This window comes from Methyloversatilis sp., assembly GCF_965284615.1.
Lineage (GTDB): Bacteria > Pseudomonadota > Gammaproteobacteria > Burkholderiales > Rhodocyclaceae > Methyloversatilis.
In genome coordinates this window covers 2,089,768-2,108,455 of sequence record NZ_OZ260098.1, presented here as the reverse complement: position 1 = coordinate 2,108,455, position 18,688 = coordinate 2,089,768, and the positions used below count along the sequence as shown (strand labels likewise).

Annotated in this window: 17 protein-coding genes and 1 pseudogene; 7 read left to right on the top strand and 11 right to left on the bottom strand. The window is 64.9% G+C overall.

Annotation, left to right across the window (positions count from 1 at the left end):
* Positions 1–4 precede the first annotated feature (4 nt).
* From lpdA to ACQ66H_RS10060, 10 genes are all read right to left on the bottom strand, one after another.
* On the bottom strand, positions 5–1,441 hold the full coding sequence (gene lpdA / locus ACQ66H_RS10105) for a dihydrolipoyl dehydrogenase (RefSeq protein ID WP_020164571.1): 1,437 nt from the start codon (positions 1,439–1,441) through the stop codon (positions 5–7).
* A gap of 95 nt (positions 1,442–1,536) precedes the next feature.
* Positions 1,537–2,826, bottom strand: coding sequence for a 2-oxoglutarate dehydrogenase complex dihydrolipoyllysine-residue succinyltransferase (odhB, locus tag ACQ66H_RS10100; protein WP_430433911.1), 1,290 nt, complete (start codon positions 2,824–2,826; stop codon positions 1,537–1,539).
* A 28-nt stretch (positions 2,827–2,854) separates the two neighbouring features.
* Positions 2,855–5,674 carry a 2-oxoglutarate dehydrogenase E1 component gene (locus tag ACQ66H_RS10095; RefSeq protein ID WP_430433910.1) on the bottom strand — a complete coding sequence of 940 codons (2,820 nt, stop codon included), beginning with the start codon at positions 5,672–5,674 and terminating at the stop codon, positions 2,855–2,857.
* 186 nt (positions 5,675–5,860) lie between these two features.
* Positions 5,861–7,153 carry a citrate synthase gene (gltA, locus tag ACQ66H_RS10090; protein ID WP_430433909.1) on the bottom strand — a complete coding sequence of 431 codons (1,293 nt, stop codon included), beginning with the start codon at positions 7,151–7,153 and terminating at the stop codon, positions 5,861–5,863.
* A gap of 50 nt (positions 7,154–7,203) precedes the next feature.
* On the bottom strand, positions 7,204–7,464 hold the full coding sequence (locus ACQ66H_RS10085; protein WP_304003566.1) for a succinate dehydrogenase assembly factor 2: 261 nt from the start codon (positions 7,462–7,464) through the stop codon (positions 7,204–7,206).
* Positions 7,465–7,466: 2 nt separating this feature from the next.
* Positions 7,467–8,177: a succinate dehydrogenase iron-sulfur subunit gene (locus tag ACQ66H_RS10080; RefSeq protein WP_430433908.1), complete on the bottom strand. Its 711-nt coding sequence runs from the start codon at positions 8,175–8,177 to the stop codon at positions 7,467–7,469.
* A 10-nt stretch (positions 8,178–8,187) separates the two neighbouring features.
* A complete protein-coding gene (sdhA, locus tag ACQ66H_RS10075) occupies positions 8,188–9,975 on the bottom strand; it encodes a succinate dehydrogenase flavoprotein subunit (RefSeq protein WP_430433907.1) in 1,788 nt (595 codons plus the stop codon).
* Positions 9,976–10,323, bottom strand: coding sequence for a succinate dehydrogenase, hydrophobic membrane anchor protein (gene sdhD, locus ACQ66H_RS10070; RefSeq protein WP_019918355.1), 348 nt, complete (start codon positions 10,321–10,323; stop codon positions 9,976–9,978).
* Entirely contained in the window at positions 10,317–10,703 is a 387-nt protein-coding gene (sdhC, locus tag ACQ66H_RS10065; protein WP_019918356.1) for a succinate dehydrogenase, cytochrome b556 subunit, read from the bottom strand. The genes sdhD and sdhC overlap by 7 nt, the downstream gene beginning before the upstream one ends.
* A gap of 54 nt (positions 10,704–10,757) precedes the next feature.
* Complete coding sequence (locus ACQ66H_RS10060; protein ID WP_019918357.1) at positions 10,758–11,486, bottom strand: GntR family transcriptional regulator; 729 nt, start codon at positions 11,484–11,486, stop codon at positions 10,758–10,760.
* A gap of 223 nt (positions 11,487–11,709) precedes the next feature.
* On the opposite strand from ACQ66H_RS10060, the gene ACQ66H_RS10055 reads away from it, so the two are divergent.
* The 7 genes and pseudogenes from ACQ66H_RS10055 to ACQ66H_RS10025 all read left to right on the top strand — a co-directional run bounded on the left by ACQ66H_RS10055 (position 11,710) and on the right by ACQ66H_RS10025 (position 17,119).
* The gene (locus ACQ66H_RS10055) at positions 11,710–12,702 is read left to right on the top strand and encodes a malate dehydrogenase (RefSeq protein WP_024300454.1); all 993 of its coding nucleotides are present in this window, start codon (positions 11,710–11,712) and stop codon (positions 12,700–12,702) included.
* A gap of 126 nt (positions 12,703–12,828) precedes the next feature.
* Positions 12,829–13,821 carry an HpcH/HpaI aldolase/citrate lyase family protein gene (locus ACQ66H_RS10050; protein ID WP_430433906.1) on the top strand — a complete coding sequence of 331 codons (993 nt, stop codon included), beginning with the start codon at positions 12,829–12,831 and terminating at the stop codon, positions 13,819–13,821.
* A gap of 6 nt (positions 13,822–13,827) precedes the next feature.
* Positions 13,828–14,172: pseudogene (locus tag ACQ66H_RS10045) on the top strand (adenylate/guanylate cyclase domain-containing protein); the annotation flags it as partial.
* Between the two features lie 43 nt (positions 14,173–14,215).
* The gene (locus ACQ66H_RS10040; RefSeq protein ID WP_430433905.1) at positions 14,216–14,722 is read left to right on the top strand and encodes an FHA domain-containing protein; all 507 of its coding nucleotides are present in this window, start codon (positions 14,216–14,218) and stop codon (positions 14,720–14,722) included.
* A gap of 199 nt (positions 14,723–14,921) precedes the next feature.
* Positions 14,922–15,401 carry a hypothetical protein gene (locus ACQ66H_RS10035; RefSeq protein WP_430433904.1) on the top strand — a complete coding sequence of 160 codons (480 nt, stop codon included), beginning with the start codon at positions 14,922–14,924 and terminating at the stop codon, positions 15,399–15,401.
* Positions 15,402–15,423: 22 nt separating this feature from the next.
* Positions 15,424–15,879: a DUF2846 domain-containing protein gene (locus ACQ66H_RS10030; protein WP_430433903.1), complete on the top strand. Its 456-nt coding sequence runs from the start codon at positions 15,424–15,426 to the stop codon at positions 15,877–15,879.
* Positions 15,880–15,943: 64 nt separating this feature from the next.
* The gene (locus ACQ66H_RS10025) at positions 15,944–17,119 is read left to right on the top strand and encodes a trans-sulfuration enzyme family protein (protein ID WP_430433902.1); all 1,176 of its coding nucleotides are present in this window, start codon (positions 15,944–15,946) and stop codon (positions 17,117–17,119) included.
* 9 nt (positions 17,120–17,128) lie between these two features.
* Here ACQ66H_RS10025 and ACQ66H_RS10020 read toward each other — a convergent pair whose 3' ends face one another.
* Positions 17,129–18,688, bottom strand: a complete 1,560-nt coding sequence (locus tag ACQ66H_RS10020; RefSeq protein WP_430433901.1) for a deoxyribodipyrimidine photo-lyase/cryptochrome family protein — start codon at positions 18,686–18,688, stop codon at positions 17,129–17,131.

Here is an 18,688-nt window from a genome sequence, read left to right as displayed (position 1 = left end):
CCGGTCAGAAGTGCAGCGGACGCTTGTCGCAGGCCAGCGCGGCTTCGTGCATCACTTCCGACAGCGTCGGGTGCGCGTGGCAGATGCGCGCGATGTCTTCCGAGCAGGCGCCGAATTCCATCGCCACCACCGCCTCGGCGATCAGCTCCGATGCGTTGTTGCCGATCACGTGCACGCCGAGGATGCGGTCGGTCTTGGCGCAGGCATACATGCGCACGAAACCGGTGGTGTCACCCTGGCCGAGTGCGCGACCGTTGGCCGCGAACGGGATCTGGCCAGCCTTGTACTCGATGCCTTCGGCCTTGAGCTGGGCCTCGGTCTTGCCGACCCAGGCGATTTCCGGGTGGGTGTAGATGACCCAGGGCACGGTGTCGTGATTGACGTGTCCGTGTTGACCGGCGATGCACTCGGCCACCATGACGCCCTCTTCCATGCCCTTGTGCGCCAGCATCGGGCCCGGCACGACGTCGCCGACCGCCCACACATTGGCCAGATTGGTACGGCCCTGCGCATCGACTTCGATGAAACCGCGCTCGCTGATCTTCAGGCCGACCGACTCGCCGCCCAGACCATCGGTATTGGGCACCCGGCCGACCGACACGATGAGGCGCTCGCACTCGAGCACGTGCTGCTCGTCCTTGTGCTCGTACTCGACGCGCACGCCGGCATCGGTGCGTTCGACCTTGCCGATCTTGGCCCCGAGCTTGATACCCAGCTTCTGTTTGGCGGTGAAGGTCTTCCAGGCTTCCTTGGTGATCGCCGCATCGGCGGCCGACAGGAATTCCGGTGCCGCCTCGAGGATGGTCACCTCTGCGCCCAGGCGCTTCCACACGCTGCCCAGTTCCAGCCCGATCACGCCGGCGCCGATCACGCCCAGCTTCTTCGGCGCGCCGTCGAAGGCGAGCGCGCCCTCGTTGTCGCAGATCACCTTGTTGTCAACCTCGATGCCCGGCAGATGACGGGCACGCGAACCGGTGGCGATGATCACGTGCTTGGCCAGCACGTGTTCGGTGGCGCCGTTACGGGTGACCGCAACCTTCCACTTCTCGTTCTCGCGGCCGGCGAAGCTGCCCAGACCGGACAGCAGCGTCACGTTGTTCTTCTTGAACAGGCCGCGGATGCCGGTGGTGAGCTGGCCGACGATGTTGTCCTTGCGCTTCATCATCACCGACACGTCCATCTTCGGCGACTCGACCGAAATGCCGTGCATGACGAAGCTGTGGTTGGCCTGCTCGAACAGTTCGGACGACTGCAGCAGCGCCTTGGACGGGATGCAGCCCACGTTGAGGCAGGTGCCGCCGAGGCGCACTTCGCCCTTCGGGTCGGCGTAGCTGTTGTACTCGATGCAGGCCGCGCTCAGGCCCAGCTGGGCGGCGCGGATGGCGGCGACATAGCCGCCGGGGCCGGCACCGATCACAACGACATCAAATTCCTTGGACATCTTAATTGCTCCGGAAAAAGAAGCAGTCTTGGTCCGGCGCGCCACCCGGCCCTCTCTCCGGGCGGCGCGCAGACGTGAACATGCAATGAGAGGGTTTATACGTCGAACAGCAGGCGGGCCGGATCTTCCAGCGCCTCCTTCATGGTCACCAGGCCGAGCACCGCTTCGCGGCCGTCGATGATGCGGTGGTCGTAGGACATCGCCAGATAGTTGATCGGGCGGATCACGATCTGGCCGTTCTCGACGACCGGACGGTCCTTGGTCGCGTGGATGCCGAGGATGGCCGACTGCGGCGGGTTGATGATGGGCGTCAACAGCATCGAACCGAACACGCCGCCGTTGGAGATCGAGAACGTACCGCCGGTCAGTTCCTCGATCGACAACTTGCCGTCCTTGGCCTTCTGGCCGAACTCGGCGATCTTCTGCTCGATGTCGGCAAAGCTCATCTGGTCGGCGTCACGCAGGATGGGCACCACCAGACCGCGCGGGCTGCCGACAGCGATGCCGATGTCGAAGAAGCCGTGATAGACGATGTCGTTACCGTCCACCGAGGCGTTCAGCACCGGGAACTTGCGCAGCGCCTGCAGGGCCGCCTTGACGAAGAAGGACATGAAGCCGAGCTTGACGCCGTGCGTCTTCTCGAACTTCTCGGCGTACTTCTTGCGCAGCTCCATCAGCGGGCCCATGTTCACTTCATTGAACGTGGTCAGGATGGCGTTCTGCGCCTGCGACTGCAGCAGGCGCTCGGCGACGCGGGCACGCAGGCGCGACATCGGTACGCGCTGCTGCGGGCGATCGGCCAGCAGCTCTTCGAGACGGACCGGCACCGGCGGCTGCGGCAGCGCGGGCGCTGCGGCGGCAGACTGGGCGGCGGTCGGTGCCGGACGCGCGACGGCGGCCGACGGCACTGCCGGGGCAGGCGCTGCCGGTTGCGGTGCGCCCGCAGCATCCGGCTTGGTGATGCGACCACCACGGCCGGTACCCTGCACGTCGCCAGCCGACAGGCCGCGTTCGTCCATGATCTTGCGCGCAGCCGGGCTGGCCGGGCCGGAGGCCGCAGCCGACGTGGTCGCGGCGGCGACGGCGGCCGGCGCTGCAGCCGGTGTGGCAGCAGGCGCAGCGGCCGGGACGGCCGCCGAAGCCTTGGCGTCGGTGTCGATCTGGGCGATCAGCTCGCCGCTGGTGACCGAAGCACCGTCCTGCTTGATGATCGCCACCAGTACGCCGGCATCCGGCGCGGGCGTTTCGAGCACGACCTTGTCGGTCTCGATGTCGATCAGGTTTTCATCGCGCGACACCGCCTCGCCGACCTTCTTGTGCCAGCGCACGAGCGTGGCTTCGGCCACCGATTCGGACAGCTGGGGAACCTTCACTTCGATAAGCATTTGATTCTTTCTCCCTGTCGGAGGCGCCTCAGCGCCCCACTCCTTCGAACGCTGCTTCGATGACCGCCTTCTGTTGCGCCAGATGCTTGGCGGCGTAGCCGACCGCCGGCGACGCCGAGGCCGGACGCGACACCAGTTCCAGTTTCAGATCGCCCAGTGCCTTGCCGAGGAAGGCACGCGAGATCAGCCAGTACCACATACCCTGGTTGCGCGGCTCTTCCTGTACCCAGGTCACGCCCTTGGCATTCGGATAACGCACCAGTTGCGCCGACAGCTCCGCCCCGGGGAAGGGGTAGGCCTGTTCGAGACGCAGGATGGCAACGTTCTTGATGTCCTGAGCACGGCGATGAGCCAGCAACTCGTAGTAGATCTTGCCGCTGCACAGAATGACGCGCTCGACGTCCTTCTCCTGCAGCGTGTCGATTTCCGGGATCACCGGCTGGAAGCGTCCGTCGGACAGTTCGTCCAGCGAGGACACGGCGTCCTTGTGACGCAGCAGCGACTTCGGCGTGATGATGACCAGCGGCTTGCGCACCTTGCGCAGCATCTGACGGCGCAGCAGGTGGAACACCTGCGCCGGCGTGGTCGGAATCGTGACCTGCCAGTTGTTCTCGGCCGACAGCTGCATGTAGCGCTCGATGCGCGCCGACGAGTGCTCCGGGCCCTGCCCTTCGTAGCCGTGCGGCAGCATCATGGTGAGGCCGCACAGGCGACCCCATTTGGCTTCGCCGGACGCGATGAACTGGTCGAACACGACCTGGGCGCCGTTGGCGAAATCGCCAAACTGCGCCTCCCACACCACCAGCTCGTTCGGCTCGGTGGTCGCGTAGCCGTACTCGAAGGCCAGCACAGCTTCTTCCGACAGCACCGAGTCGATCACGACGCACGGCGCCTGGTTGTCCTGCAGATGCTGCAGCGGCATGTAGTTGCCGCTGTCCCACTTCTCGCGCTTCTGGTCGTGCAGCACTGCGTGGCGGTGGAAGAAGGTGCCGCGGCCGCAGTCCTCGCCGGACACGCGCACGCCGTAACCTTCGACCAGCAGCGTCGCGTAGGCCAGGTTCTCACCCATGCCCCAGTCGACCGGTTGCGTGCCGGCAGCCATGCCGCGCCGGTCGTCGATGATCTTCTGCACGCGCGAGTGCAGCGAGAATCCTTCCGGAAGCGTCGTGAGGCGCTCGCCCAGACGCGCCAGTTCCTCGCGCGGCACGCGAGTGTCGCAGTCGTCGGTATAGGGCTGCTTCAGGAAGGGCGTCCAGTCCACCGCGAAGCGCCGCTGGTGGTTGGTGAGTACCGGGTTGCTGGCCAGACGACCCTCGTCCAGTGCCGCGCGGTAGTCGGCGATCATCCGCTCGGGAGCGGCCTCGTCGATGATGCCGGCCGAGATCAGGCGGTCGGCGTACAGCTTACGCGTGCCCGGGTGGGCGGCGATCTTCTTGTACATCAGCGGCTGCGTCACCATCGGCTCGTCCTGCTCGTTATGGCCGAGCTTGCGGTAGCAGATGATGTCGATCACCACGTCCTTCTTGAATTCGGCGCGGAATTCCATCGCCATCCGCGTGACGAAGGCGACCGCTTCCGGGTCGTCGCCATTCACGTGGAAGATCGGCGCTTCGACCATCTTGAAGATGTCGGTGCAGTACAGCGAAGAGCGGTAGTCGCGCGGATCGGAGGTGGTGAAGCCGATCTGGTTGTTCACGATGATGTGAACGGTGCCGCCGACGCCGTAACCGCGCGTCTGCGAGAAGTTCAGCATTTCCTGGTTCACGCCCTGACCGGCGACGGCCGCGTCGCCGTGCAGGATGACCGGTACGACCTGGGTGCCGGTCTTGTCGCCGCGGCGGCGCTGGCGTGCGTACACCGAACCGACCACCACCGGGTTCACGATTTCCAGGTGCGAGGGGTTGAAGGCCAGGGTCAGGTGCACCGGACCGGCCGGCGTGCTCACGTCGGACGAGAAGCCCATGTGGTACTTCACGTCGCCGGCCGACAGGTCGGATGCCGCCTTACCTTCGAACTCGGAGAACAGCATCGAGGGCGCCTTGCCCAGCGTGTTCACCAGCACGTTCAGGCGACCGCGGTGGGCCATGCCGATGACGATTTCCTGTGCGCCCTGGCCGGCGGCCACACGCACCAGTTCGTCCATCGCGACGATGGTCGATTCGCCACCTTCGAGCGAGAAGCGCTTCTGGCCGACGTACTTGGTATGCAGGTAACGCTCAAGCGTTTCCGCCGCGGTGGTGCGCTCGAGGAAGCGCTTGCGGTCGTCGGCGCTGTAGCCGTAGTTGCCGCGCATCGGCTCCAGACGCGACTGGATCCAGCGCTTCTGGGCGATGTCGGCCATGTACATGTATTCGGCGCCGATGCTGCCGCAATACACCTGGCGGACCGCTTCGAGGATTTCGCGCAGGCTGGCGCGATCTTCGGGCGGGAAGCGGAAGGAGCCGGTGCTGAAACTGTCGTTCAGGTCGGCTTCAGTGAATCCGTAGTGCGACGGCTCGAGTTCGGAAATGTCGGGGCGCTCGGCGCGCTTGAGCGGATCGAGCTGGGCCCAGCGGTTACCGAGAAAGCGGTAGGCATTGATCATCTGCAGCACGCCGACCTGACGCTTGTCGTCGCCGCTGGCTGCGGCGATGCGGACCGGGCCGCGCTTGGCCAGTTCGGCGAACGAAGCGACGACCGGGGCGTGCGCCACGTCACTGGCGGCGCCGGGCAGATGCTGGAGGGATTCGAAATAGGTACGCCAGGCGTCCGGCACTGAACCGGGGTTGGCGAGGTAGGACTCGTACAGTTCCTCGACGAAGGGCGCATTGCCCCCGAAGAGGTAGGAATGGCTCAACATGTGCATCATGACTCGCTCCTCCGCCCGGGGATGCCCGGGTTTGTTGTCGCGTCTTTCCGCGCGGTCGGGGAACGTGGCGCCAGTCGTGCCGCGCCCCCTTCCGTCTCGCGGAAATTCGAGAAGGCCTGCTGCATGCGGTATTGATTATTTACCCCGCGGCGTCCGCCAGGCCGCGGGGCTTTCTGCTGCGGTGAATCAGCGCTGTTCGACGGGCTTCACGTCACGGCGGTTCGGGCCGATGTAGAGCTGGCGCGGACGGCCGATCTTGTACTCGGAATCGGTGATCATTTCGTTCCACTGCGTGATCCAGCCGATGGTACGCGCCAGTGCGAAAATGCAGGTGAACATCGAGGTCGGGATGCCGAGCGCCTTCTGCACGATGCCGGAATAGAAGTTGACGTTGGGGTAGAGCTTCTTCTCGATGAAGTACTCGTCTTCCAGCGCGATGCGCTCCAGTTCCATCGCCAGCTTGAACAGGCGGTCGTTCTCCAGGCCCAGTTCGGTCAGCACTTCGTAGCAGGTCTGGCGCATCAGCTTGGCGCGCGGATCGAAGTTCTTGTAGACGCGATGACCGAAGCCCATCAGCTTGAAGCTGTCGTTCTTGTCCTTGGCGCGCTTGATGTACTCGGGCACGCGCGACACGTCACCGATCTCTTCCAGCATCTGCAGGCAGGCCTCGTTCGCGCCACCGTGCGCCGGACCCCACAGGCAGGCGATGCCCGCGGCGATGACGGCGTACGGGTTGGCGCCCGACGAACCGGCCAGACGGACGGTCGAGGTCGAGGCGTTCTGTTCGTGGTCGGCGTGCAGCGTCAGGATGCGGTCGAGCGCCTTTTCCAGCACCGGGTTCGGCTTGTACTCCTCGCACGGCGTGCCGAACATCATGTACATGAAGTTGCCGGCATAGCTCAGGTCATTGCGCGGGTACATGAAGGGCTGGCCGATCGAGTACTTGTAGGCCATGGCCGTGATGGTCGGCATCTTGGCGATCAGGCGATTGATCGAGATGTCGCGATGAGCCTGGTCCGAAATGTCCATGCCGTCGTGATAGAAGGCGGACAGCGCGCCGACCACGCCGGCCATGATGGCCATCGGGTGAGCGTCACGACGGAAACCCGCGTAGAAGCGGGCCAGCTGCTCGTGCACCAGCGTGTGGCGCTTGATCTGGCTGACGTACTCGGTCTTTTCGGCTGCGGTCGGCAGTTCGCTGTTCTTCAGCAGGTAGCACACATCGAGGAAGTCGCAGTGCTCGGCGAGTTGCTCGATCGGGTAACCGCGATACCACAGCTCGCCCTTGTCGCCATCGATGTAGGTGATCGACGACTTGCAGCTGGCGGTGGAGAGGTAACCGGTGTCATACGTGAACATGCCGGTCTTGCCATACATGGAACGGATATCAACCACTTCGGGGCCGACCGTGCCACCCATGATCGGGAACTCGGTGGTCTGCCCATCAATGGTCAGCGTTGCGGTGCGTTGATTTGACATGTCTAACCTCTTCACTTCCTCAAAAATGCCCGGGCCGAAACCAGTGCGCGTCAGACTGCGCGCAGCAGATCGACCATCCCCTTCAGGCGCGGCTCCTCACATTCTTCGCGCCCGCTGACAATCGCCAACAAGGTGATGTCGTCGTAATGGAGCAGTTCGAACAGCTCTGCCCTCTGTTGTTCACTCAACTCCTCCAGCAACCCTCCCTCGACGACGCGCTGCAGGACCAGGTCGAGCTCGAGCAGCCCGCGCCGGCAATGCCAGCGCAGACGCCCCATATTGACCTGCGGGTCGTTGGCCGCGTCGTCCATGATCAGACTGCCCTGCGGACCATCATGTCCTTGATCTTGCCGATGGCGCGCGTCGGGTTCAGACCCTTCGGGCACACATCGACGCAGTTCATGATGGTGTGGCAGCGGAACAGGCGATACGGATCTTCCAGGTTGTCCAGACGCTCGCTGGTGGCCTGATCACGCGTATCGGCGATGAAACGGTAGGCGGCCAGCAGACCGGCCGGGCCGACGAACTTGTCCGGGTTCCACCAGAACGACGGGCAGGAGGTCGAGCAGCAGGCACAGAGAATGCACTCGTACAGGCCGTTCAGTTCCTCGCGGTCTTCCGGCGACTGCAGACGCTCGCGCTCGGGCGGATGTTCGTCGTTGATCAGGTAAGGCTTGATCGAGTGGTACTGCTTGAAGAACTGCGTCATGTTGACAATGAGGTCGCGCACGACCGGCAGGCCGGGCAGCGGACGCAACACCACCGGCGACTGCAGGTCCTTCATGTCGGTCAGACAGGCCAGACCGTTCTTGCCATTGATGTTCATCGCGTCCGAACCGCACACGCCCTCGCGGCAGGAACGGCGGAAGGACAGCGAGTCGTCCTTGTCCTTCAGCTTGACCAGGGCGTCGAGCAGCTTGCGTTCGGTGCCGTCGAGATCGATGGAAATCGACTGCATGTAGGGCTTTTCGTCGCGGTCCGGGTCGAAGCGGTAGATACTGAATTCGACAGTACGGGCAGTCATGCTGTGATCCTCAGTAGGCGCGCTTCTTCAGCGCGATGGTGTTAACCGTGAGCGGCTTCATGTTCACCGGCTTGTACTCGAGCTTGTTGCCCTCGCGATGCCACAGCGTGTGCTTGAGCCAGTTCACATCGTCACGGCCGTCCGGACGTTCGGGGGTGTCGGTCGCGTCGTCGCGCACGTGAGCGCCACGCGACTCGGTGCGCGCATTGGCCGACACGATGGTCGCCTTGGCCACTTCGATCAGGTTGTCCAGTTCCAGCGCCTCCAGGCGGGCGGTGTTGAACACCTTGGACTTGTCCTTGATCTCGGTTGCGGCAACCATCTTCTCGATGTCGAGAATCTTGCTCACGCCTTCGGCAAGCATGTCCTTGAAGCGGAACACGCCGCAGTGCGCCTGCATCGTGCGCTGCATGGCCAGACGGGTGGCACCGACAGCCGTGCCATCGGTCTGCGTGTCGAGACGGTTGATGCGCGACAGCGAGTAGTCGGCCGCGTTGGCCGGCAGCGGCTTGTGCGCGGCCGGCTGCGCCTTGATGTACTCGACCATCGACTCGCCGGCCGACTTGCCGAACACCAGCAGGTCGAGCAGCGAGTTGGTGCCCAGGCGGTTGGCGCCATGCACGGATGCACAGGCACATTCGCCGGCGGCGTAGAAACCGGGCACCGGCGTGCTCGGGTTGCCGTCCTTCGGCACCACGACTTCACCGTTGTAATTGGTCGGGATGCCGCCCATCTGGTAATGGCAGGTCGGCACCACCGGCAGCGGTTCCTTGATCGCGTTGACACCGGCGAACTGGATGCCGATCTCGCGGATGCCCGGCAGGCGCTTCATGATGGTCGCCGGGTCGAGGTGGGTGATGTCCAGCATCACGTGGTCCTTGTTCGGACCGCAGCCGCGACCTTCGTTGATCTCGGTCACCATGGCGCGCGACACCACGTCACGCGACGCCAGATCCTTGGCGTTCGGCGCGTAGCGTTCCATGAAACGCTCGCCCGAGGCATTGCGCAGAATGCCGCCTTCGCCGCGCACGCCTTCGGTGATCAGCACGCCGGCACCGGCGACGCCGGTCGGGTGGAACTGCCAGAACTCCATGTCTTCCAGCGGAATGCCGGCACGCGCCGCCATGCCCACACCGTCACCGGTGTTGATGAAGGCGTTGGTCGAGCTGTAATAGATGCGGCCGGCGCCGCCGGTTGCGAACAGCACGGCCTTGGCGTGGAACACGAACACTTCGCCCGTTTCCATTTCCATCGCGGTCACGCCGACCACGTCGCCCTCTTCGTCGCGGATCAGGTCCAGCGCCATCCATTCAATGAAGAACTGAGTATTGGCCTTGACGTTGCGCTGGTACATCGCGTGCAGCATCGCGTGACCGGTACGGTCGGCGGCGGCACAGGAGCGACGGACCGGCTTCTCGCCGAAGTTCGACATGTGGCCGCCGAACGGGCGCTGATAGATCTTGCCGCTGTCGAGGCGGTCGAAGGGCATGCCGTAGTGTTCGAGCTCGATCACCACCTCATTGGCCTTGCGGCACATGAATTCGATCGCGTCCTGGTCGCCGAGCCAATCGGAACCCTTGACCGTGTCGTACATGTGCCAGTGCCAGTGGTCCTCCTCGGAGTTGCCAAGCGAGGCGGCCACGCCGCCCTGCGCCGCAACGGTGTGCGAGCGGGTCGGGAACACCTTGGAAATCACTGCGGTGCGCAGGCCGGCTTCTGACAGCTGGATGGCGGCACGCAGACCGGCGCCACCGGCGCCGACGATGACTGCATCAAACTTGCGGACAGGTACGCTCACTTACAGTCTCCAGAGAACTTGGGCTGCCCAGCCCAGATAACCGATCAGGGCAAGCAAGGTCACCGCGTGCAGCACGACACGCACGCCGGTGGGCTTGATGTAGTCCATGTAGATGTCGCGCACGCCAACCCAGGCGTGGTACATCAGCGACGCGAAGAACAGGAAGGTCGCGAAGCGCATGAACCCACCTGCGAACAGACCGTGCCAGTTCTCGTAGTTCAATTCGCCCATCGACAGCACGCCGACCGCGAAGATGAGCGTGTAGACCGCCATCACCACCGCCGTGATGCGCTGGCCCAGCCAGTCCTTCAGCCCGTAGTGGGCACCGACAACGACACGATTCACCACAGTTTCACCCCCAGAATCACGGTAAGCGTCAGGCTGACCACCAGCACGGCGACCGAACTCTTGCGCGCGGTGGCGAGTTCGAGGCCCTTGTGCATGTCCAGCAGCAGGAAGCGGACGCCGGCACAGAAGTGATGCAGGTAGGCCCACATCAGGCCGAGCAGCAGAAGCTTGGCCAGCGGGTGACCGACCACCGCGCTGAACGATTCGAAGGTATCCGGCGAACCCAGGCTGGCGTCAAACAGCCACAGCAGCAGCGGCAGACAGAGGAAAAGGCCGGCACCGCTGATGCGGTGGAGGATGGACACGATACCCGGCAACGGCAGGCGTATCGCCGTCAGCTGGAGGTGCTTCGGTCTGGTCTTGCTGGCTGTATTGGCCATCTGGCTCGCTCTCCTGGAAAAAGTCGTGTCACATGCCGGTCGTCGCCGGCTCCGTCAATTCAGGTTGTTCAGGTAATAGTGGTCTGCCGTCGAGCACAGTCCGCGGCGCCACTCGACCGGTTTGTCGTCATAGGTATAGGCGACACGCTCGACCGACAGCAGAGGGCTGCCTTCCTGCACCTCGAGGTAATCCGCGCTCTGGCGGTCCGCCGCGACCGCGCGCAGACGCTCTTCGGCACGCACCATGCGCACGCCGAAACGGGTTTCGAAGAAGGAGTAGAGCGAGCCCTGCTGCTCCTTGAGCACGTCGAGGTTGAGCCCGGGAAAGAGGTCGCCGCGCAGATAGATTTCGTCGATCACCACCGGCTTGCCGGCGAACTTGAGCAGGCGGCGCACGATGATGATCTGCGAGCCGACCTCGACGTCCAGCGTGCGGGCGACTTCCTGGCCGGCACGTGCGCGCCAGCATTCGAGCGGCACGCTCTGCGAGGTTTCTATCGTGCCGTTGATCGGCGCGAGACGGAGAAAACGGAAGAATGCGCGGGGATCGTGATGCGTCGCAACAAAGGTACCCTTGCCCTGTTTGCGTACCAGCAGGTTGTCCGCCGCCATCTCGTCGATGGCCTTACGCACCGTCCCCTGACTCACGTTGAAGCGCTGGGCGAGTTCGGTTTCGCTCGGGATCGCCTCACCCGGACGCCATTCGCCACTCTGCAATGCCTGCGTGAGCAAGCCGCGTATCTGTCGATACAGCGGGCTGAAGGTGGGGGATTCCTGTGCCATGCAACAATTTCAGCACAGAAATCCTGTCACGTCTACATCGTGTCTGATGTCTTATATATGATATAAATTGATGCCGTGCAAAAACGCACTTTCCGGCCGGCCAGCCCCGGTTGCGAACGCCGATTTTTGTGCTGTGTGTCAAAACCGCCGCGTGTCAACCATAATTCGGCCCGCGCACAACGCACTGATAACGCCCCGTCCCATCCTCAGACAGGAGACCACCATGTCAAAGACGCCTCTTCGCGTCGCGGTGACCGGCGCTGCCGGTCAAATCGGCTACGCCCTGCTGTTCCGTATCGCCAGCGGCGAAATGCTCGGCAAGGACCAGCCGGTCATTCTTCAACTGCTCGACCTGCCGCAGGCCCAGAAGGCGCTGACCGGTGTGATGATGGAACTGGACGACTGCGCCTTCCCGCTGCTCGCCGGCATGATCGCCACCGATGACCCGAACGTCGCGTTCAAGGACGCCGACTTCGCGCTGCTGGTCGGTGCCCGTCCGCGCGGCCCCGGCATGGAGCGCAAGGACCTGCTGACCGAAAACGCCAAGATCTTCACCGTGCAGGGCGCGGCCATCGGCCAGAACGCCAGCCCGAACTGCAAGATCCTGGTGGTCGGCAACCCCTGCAACACCAACGCCTACATCGCGATGAAGACCGCCGCCAAGGCCGGTGGCCGCGTGCCGGCGAAGAACTTCACCGCCATGCTGCGTCTGGACCACAACCGCGCGCTGTCGCAGCTGTCGGCCAAGATCGGCCGCCCGGTGTCGTCGTTCAAGACGATGACCGTGTGGGGCAACCACAGCCCGACGATGTACGCCGACTACCGCTTCGCCACCTCGAACGGCGACAGCGTCGCCCAGCTGGTGAACGATCAGGAGTGGAACGCCAAGACCTTCCTGCCGACCGTCGGCAAGCGCGGCGCCGCCATCATCGAGGCCCGTGGCCTGTCGTCGGCTGCTTCGGCCGCCAACGCCGCGATCGACCACATGCGTGACTGGCACCTCGGCTCGAACGGTGACTGGGTGACCATGGGCGTGCCGTCCGACGGTTCCTACGGCATCCCGGAAGGCCTGGTGTTCGGCTTCCCCTGCATCTGCGCCAACGGCGAATACACCATCGTCAAGGGTCTGGAGATCGACGAGTTCTCGAAGCCTTACGTCGCCAAGACGCTGGCCGAACTGGAAGAGGAGCGCGCCGGCGTCGCCGACCTGCTCTGATTTGCCAGTCATGTGCGCCCGTTCCGGATCACCCCGCTCTGCCGGGTCGATCCAGGGGCGTACAGGCTTGAATCGATAGAAGCGGCCCGGTAACGTGGCCGCTTTTTTTATGCCGGAGTTGTCCGCATGAATGCTGCCGTCCATCCGCGCGAGGTGCTTTACAAGGGCGACAAGCCCTTTCCCATCCTGCCCGCCGTTGACCACTACGCCGGCTCGGAAAAGCTGATGCGTAAGGCGCTCGCGCTGCAGGCCGAACTGGGTCCCATCTTCGACGTCACCTGCGATTGCGAGGACGGCGCGGCCGCCGGCAACGAGGTCGAACACCGCAAGCTGTGCGCGTCCGTGATCGCCGGTGAGGACAACCGTTTCAACCGCGTCGGCGTACGCATCCACGACGTGACGCATGCACACTGGAAGGCCGACATGGACGTCATCGTCGGCGAAGCCGGCGACAAGCTTGCCTTCATCACGCTGCCCAAGGCGCGCTCGGCCGACGACGTGCGCGTGCAGCTCGATTGGCTGCGCACCTGCGAAACGATGGCCGGCCTGAAGCGCAGCATTCCGGTGCACGTGCTGATCGAAAGCCACGGCGCGCTGCGAGAGGTGTGGAACATCGCCGCGATGGAACGCGTGGAATCGATCGACCTCGGCCTGATGGACTTCGTCAGCGCCCACCACGGCGCGCTGCCGGGCGACGCGATGAAGAGCCCGACCCAGTTCGAACACCCCATCATCGTGCGCACCAAGTGCGAAATCGCCGCCGCGGCGCACGGCTGCGGCGTGGTGCCGACGCACAACGTCACCACCGAAATTCGCGACGTCAACTTCATCCGCAACGACGCCCGCCTCGCACGCCGCCAGTTCGGTTTCATGCGCATGTGGAGCATCCACCCGAACCAGATCCTGCCCATCGTCGAGGAGATGCGGCCCGACTTCAGCGAGGTCGAGGACGCGATCGCCATCCTCTGCGGTGCGCAGGACGCGAGCTGGGGGCCGACCCGGCACCACGACACGCTGCACGACCGCGCCTCCTATCGCTACTATTGGGAACTGCTCGCCCGCGCACACGCCACCGGCGTCGTCCTGCCCGACGACGTGCGCAGCCGCTTCTTCGCATAAGGAATCATGGCCCGCGTACCGCCCGTATCGAAGGAATGCGCCGTGCTGTTCGCCGATCTGGTGGGCAGCACCCAGCTCTATGAGCGCATGGGCGACACCGCCGCCTTCGCGCTGATCGACCGCTGCCTGCGCACCATGCGCGACTCGGTCATCGGCAGTTCGGGCCGCGTGATCAAGATGACCGGCGACGGCCTGCTCGCCACCTTCCGCGCCTGCGACCACGCCGCCGACACCGCGCTGGCCATCCACCGCGACATCAGCGGCCTGCCGCTGGCCACGCACTTTTCGCTCGGCGTGCGCACCGGCTTCCACTTCGGCCCGGTCATCGAAACCGGCGACGACATCTACGGCGAATCGGTGAACATCGCCGCCCGTCTGTCGGAACTGGGCAGCCATGGCCGCGCCATCGTGTTCAACCGAAGCCGCGGTGCGCCTCAGCGAGCACTTCCAGCACATGGTGCGGCCAATGCCGCCACGCGTCGTCAAGGGTGTCGCGCGTTCGGTCGAAATGTGCGAACTGCGCTGCGAGCACTCGGAGCACGTCACCCATGTCGGCGGACTGAACTTCAGCAGCGGCAAGCTGGAAATGCGCGTCTATCACGGCGGACGTGTCTGGCTGCTTGGCGCCGAACACCCGCGGCTGCGCATGGGCCGCGACGCCGGCGTCAACATCCTGGTCAAGGACGCCCGCGCCTCACGCCAGCACTGCGACCTCGAATTCCGCCGCGACCGCTTCGTACTGACCGACCGCTCCAGCAACGGCACCTTCGTCACCATCGAAGGCCGCCACGAATTCGCCCTGACGCGCGAGGAAGTCGTCATAGACGGCCACGGCTGGCTCGCCTTCGGCTCGCCGCGCAGCGCAGCGAGCGACGTGGTCGAGTTCTTCTGCCTGGGCTGAGCGCGTCTTTCCTGCGTTCGCCGCCCGAATTCGGCGGGAGAATCTCCCGAGCCTGCGAATCGTAAAATTTTGTCATTGCGGAATGACGGAGCCATTCCCCGTCTATAGTCCGCGCGCCCCGCAAAAATCTGATTTATTTCGCATATAACTAAAGTAGTACTTCACCACTGGCGGGGCATTTCACCATGAGGCCCCTCCCTTGAAGACCACCCTTCCCCTGCTCATCCTGAGCGCTTCGCTGTTCGGCGGCTGCTCCACCATTACCTCCAGCGAAATGCAGACCGTCACGCTCAGCGCGCGCACCCAAGGCGGCGACGCTGTCGACCAGACCAAGTGCACGCTGAAGAACGACAAGGGCAGCTGGACCGCGACCGCGCCCGGAAACGTCATGATCCGTCGTTCGGCCGAAGACCTCAATGTCGAATGCAAGAAGGACGGCATGAGCGACGGTTTCCTGCGCGCGATCTCGCGTTCGGCCGGCAGCATGTGGGGCAACATCATCTTCGGTGGTGGCATCGGCGCCATCATCGACCACAACAAGGGCACCGGTTACGACTACCCGAACGACCTCCGCGTGCTGATGGGCGAGTCGGTCACCATCGATCGTCGCGACGAAAAGAATTCGACCAAGCAGGACGTGGCCGGAGCGACCGCGGCGAGTTCGCCTGCCGCCTATTGATATGCCAAAGGGAGAAAAAGCAATGAACAGACTCGGTACGTTGGCACTAGTCGTCCTCACTCTCGCACTCGGCGCCTGCGCCTCGGTGCCGATGGGCGACGCCACTCGCGACACCGCATTGAAGACCTTTTCGCCGCCGCGCGCCGAGAAGGCTGGCATCTACATCTACCGCAACGAGAACATCGGTGCTGCGGTGAAGATGGACCTGCAGGTCGATGGCAAGCACATCGGCCAGACCGCCGCCAAAACCTATTTCTTCGTTGAAGTTCCCGCCGGCAAGCACACGGTGACGTCGATTTCCGAGAACACGGACACGCTGTCGATCGATGCGGTTGCCGGCAAGCTTTACTACGTCTGGCAGGAGGTGAAGATGGGTGTGCTCTATGCGCGCACCCGCCTGCACCTGGCCACCGAAGAGGACGGCCGCAAGGGCGTGCTCGAGTCTAAACTGGCGAACGGCGTTCAGCCCGAGTTCTGATCGGACTACGCCCGCGACGTGGGCGGCGTATTCTTGCGACCTCACTCCGCAAGGAAGGCCGCCCATGTCCAGCACCAAGAACACCCGCCTCGCCACCCGCGCGATCCATGGTCACACCGCCGGTGACGCCTATGGCAGCCCCTACCCGCCGGTCTACAACACCACCACCTTCGGTTTCGATTCGACCGCCGATCTGCTTGAGGTGATCGACGGCCGCCGTCGTGGCGGGCTGTACACGCGTTACGGTCTGAATCCGACGATACAGGCGGTCGAGGAAACGCTGGCCGGTCTGGAATCGGCCGAGGCGGCCTGGGTGTTCTCGTCCGGCATGGCAGCTCTCAGTGCGCTTTTCCTGACGCATGGCCGCAAGGGCATCGTCTGCGTCGGCGATGCCTATGGCGGCACGCTGGAACTGCTCGAACAGCAGCTGCCGGACCTCGGACTGCGCACGCACTGCATTCTCGGCAGCGAGTCCGACAGGCTCGACGCGCTGCTGGCCGATGGCGTCGGGCTGGTGTTCTTCGAAACGCCGACCAACCCGACGCTGGACATCGTCGACATCCGCGCGCTTGCCGCCAGAGCGCACGCGCACGGCGCACTTGTGGCCATCGACAACACCTTCGCCTCGCCAGTGAACCAGCGCCCGCTCGAACTGGGCGCCGACATCGTCATGCACAGCGCGACCAAGTATCTGGGCGGTCACAGCGATCTGACTGCCGGTGCTTTGATGGCCAGCAAAGACCTGCTCGAACCGATCCAGGCCTGGCGCAAGAACCTTGGCACGGTGCCGTCGCCGGAAACCGCCGCGCTGCTGTCGCGCAGCCTGCGCACGCTGGTCGTGCGCGTGCGTCAGCACAATGCCAACGCGCAGGTGGTGGCCGAGGCGATGGCGCGCCACCCGAAGATCGCGCGCGTGCATTACCCGGGACTGCCGGACGCACCGGGCCACGCGCTGGCCAAGGCGCAGATGGATGGCTTCGGCGGCATGCTGAGCATCGTCGTGCGCGGCGACGGCGCCGACGCCACCCGCGTCGCCGACCGGCTGCGCCTGATCAAGCTGGCGCCCAGTCTGGGCGGCGTCGAAAGCCTGGTCACGCAGCCCTGCACCACCACCCACCACGGCATCGCGCCGGAAGAACGCGCGCGGCGCGGCATACCCGATTCGATGCTGCGCCTGTCGATCGGCATCGAGGACGCCGATGACCTGATCGCGGATCTGGTGCAGGCTCTCGGGGACTAGGGTCAGCGGTCAGAAGCCGAAGCCCATCTGGCCGCCGTCGTCCGCCTTCGTCTTCGTCTTGCGCCCAGGGCGTCGCCGGCCTTCCCTGTCCGGATTGCGACTGCCGTGCTGCACCAGCACGCGTCGCGCCTCGGCCGCCGCCTCCGGTCGCTTCCTGACCGCCCACACGGCGTCGCGCGCATGGCGCGCGGCGACGAGGTGGTCGACCACCGGCGCCGGGTAGTCGCGGCCGATCAGGCATCCCGCTTCGCGCTGCTGCGCGACGCTCATCAGCCAGGGTTCGGCCAGCAGCGACAGCGGTACGCGCGCCAGTTCGGGTAGCCAGCGGCGCACGAAAATGCCCTTCGGGTCCTGGTCCAGCTGCTGCTTCACCGGGTTGTAGATGCGCAGCGTGTTGATGCCGGTGACGCCAGACTGCATCTGTACCTGCGGCCAGTGGATGCCCGGTTCGAAGTCGGTGAACATCCGCGCCAGATGCAGGCCGGGTTCGCGCCAGTGGTTCCACAGCTGGTAGGACGAGAAGGCGACCAGCATCGCGCGCATGCGGAAGTTGATCCAGCCGGTCGCATTCAGCGCCCGCATGCAGGCGTCGATGAAGGGATAGCCTGTTTCGCCGCGGCACCAGGCGCGCTGCCGTTCGATCGAGAAGTCTGCCTCGCGCAGACCGTCGTACAGGCGGTTCACCGCGCGCAGTTCGATCTGCGGTTCCGACTCCAGCTTCTGGATGAAATGGCAGTGCCAGTGCAGGCGGCTCTCGAACGATTTGAGGCCGGCGAGCACCGCCTGTGCGTGCGCGCCCGGCGGCTGCGCGAGCCAACGGGCGCGCTCGCGCCACACGGCATGCACGACCTCACGCAGCGACAGCGAGCCGAAGGCGAGATGCGGCGACAGGCGCGAACAGTCGTGCGCACCGCTGAGCGGGCTGGACATGCCGCGCCGGTAGCGCGTCACGCGATGCGCGAGGAAGTCGTCCAGTATCTGCCGCGCCTGCGCCCTGCCCGCCGGCTGGCGCGCTTCGATGTCGGTCGAGCGCAGGCCCAGCTCGGCCGCAGTCAGCGCACGTTGCAGGCTGGCCAGCGGCACGCGTGCCGCCGTGACGCGTGGTGGTGGTGGCAGCGGCGCGGGTGTCATGCGGCGCATCCAGCGATCCGACCAGGTGTCGCGGTCGCTCAGCCGACGCACCACGCCGCCGCTCGGCAGTTCGCGCCAGGCCACACCGTGCTGCCGACACCAGGCGGCAACTGCGCGGTCGCGCTCGAAGCTGGCCAGATTGCCGGTCTCCTCATGGCTCCACAGTCCATCGATCCGCGCGGACGCGTGCAGCCGGTCGAGCAGCGCCGGCATGTCGCCGTGCAGGCGCAGCAGCGGCAGGCCGAGCGCATGCAGCCGACGCTCTAAATCGTCCAGCGCCTCGTTCAGGAAGCCGACGTGGCGCGCGTCAACGTCTGGCTCGGCAAGCAGTCGCGGCTCGTAGGCGTAGAGCGCCAGTACCGGCCCCGCCTCTGCCGCGGCACAGAGCGGCGCGTGGTCGGCGACGCGCAGGTCGCGCTTGAACCAGACCACCTGCAT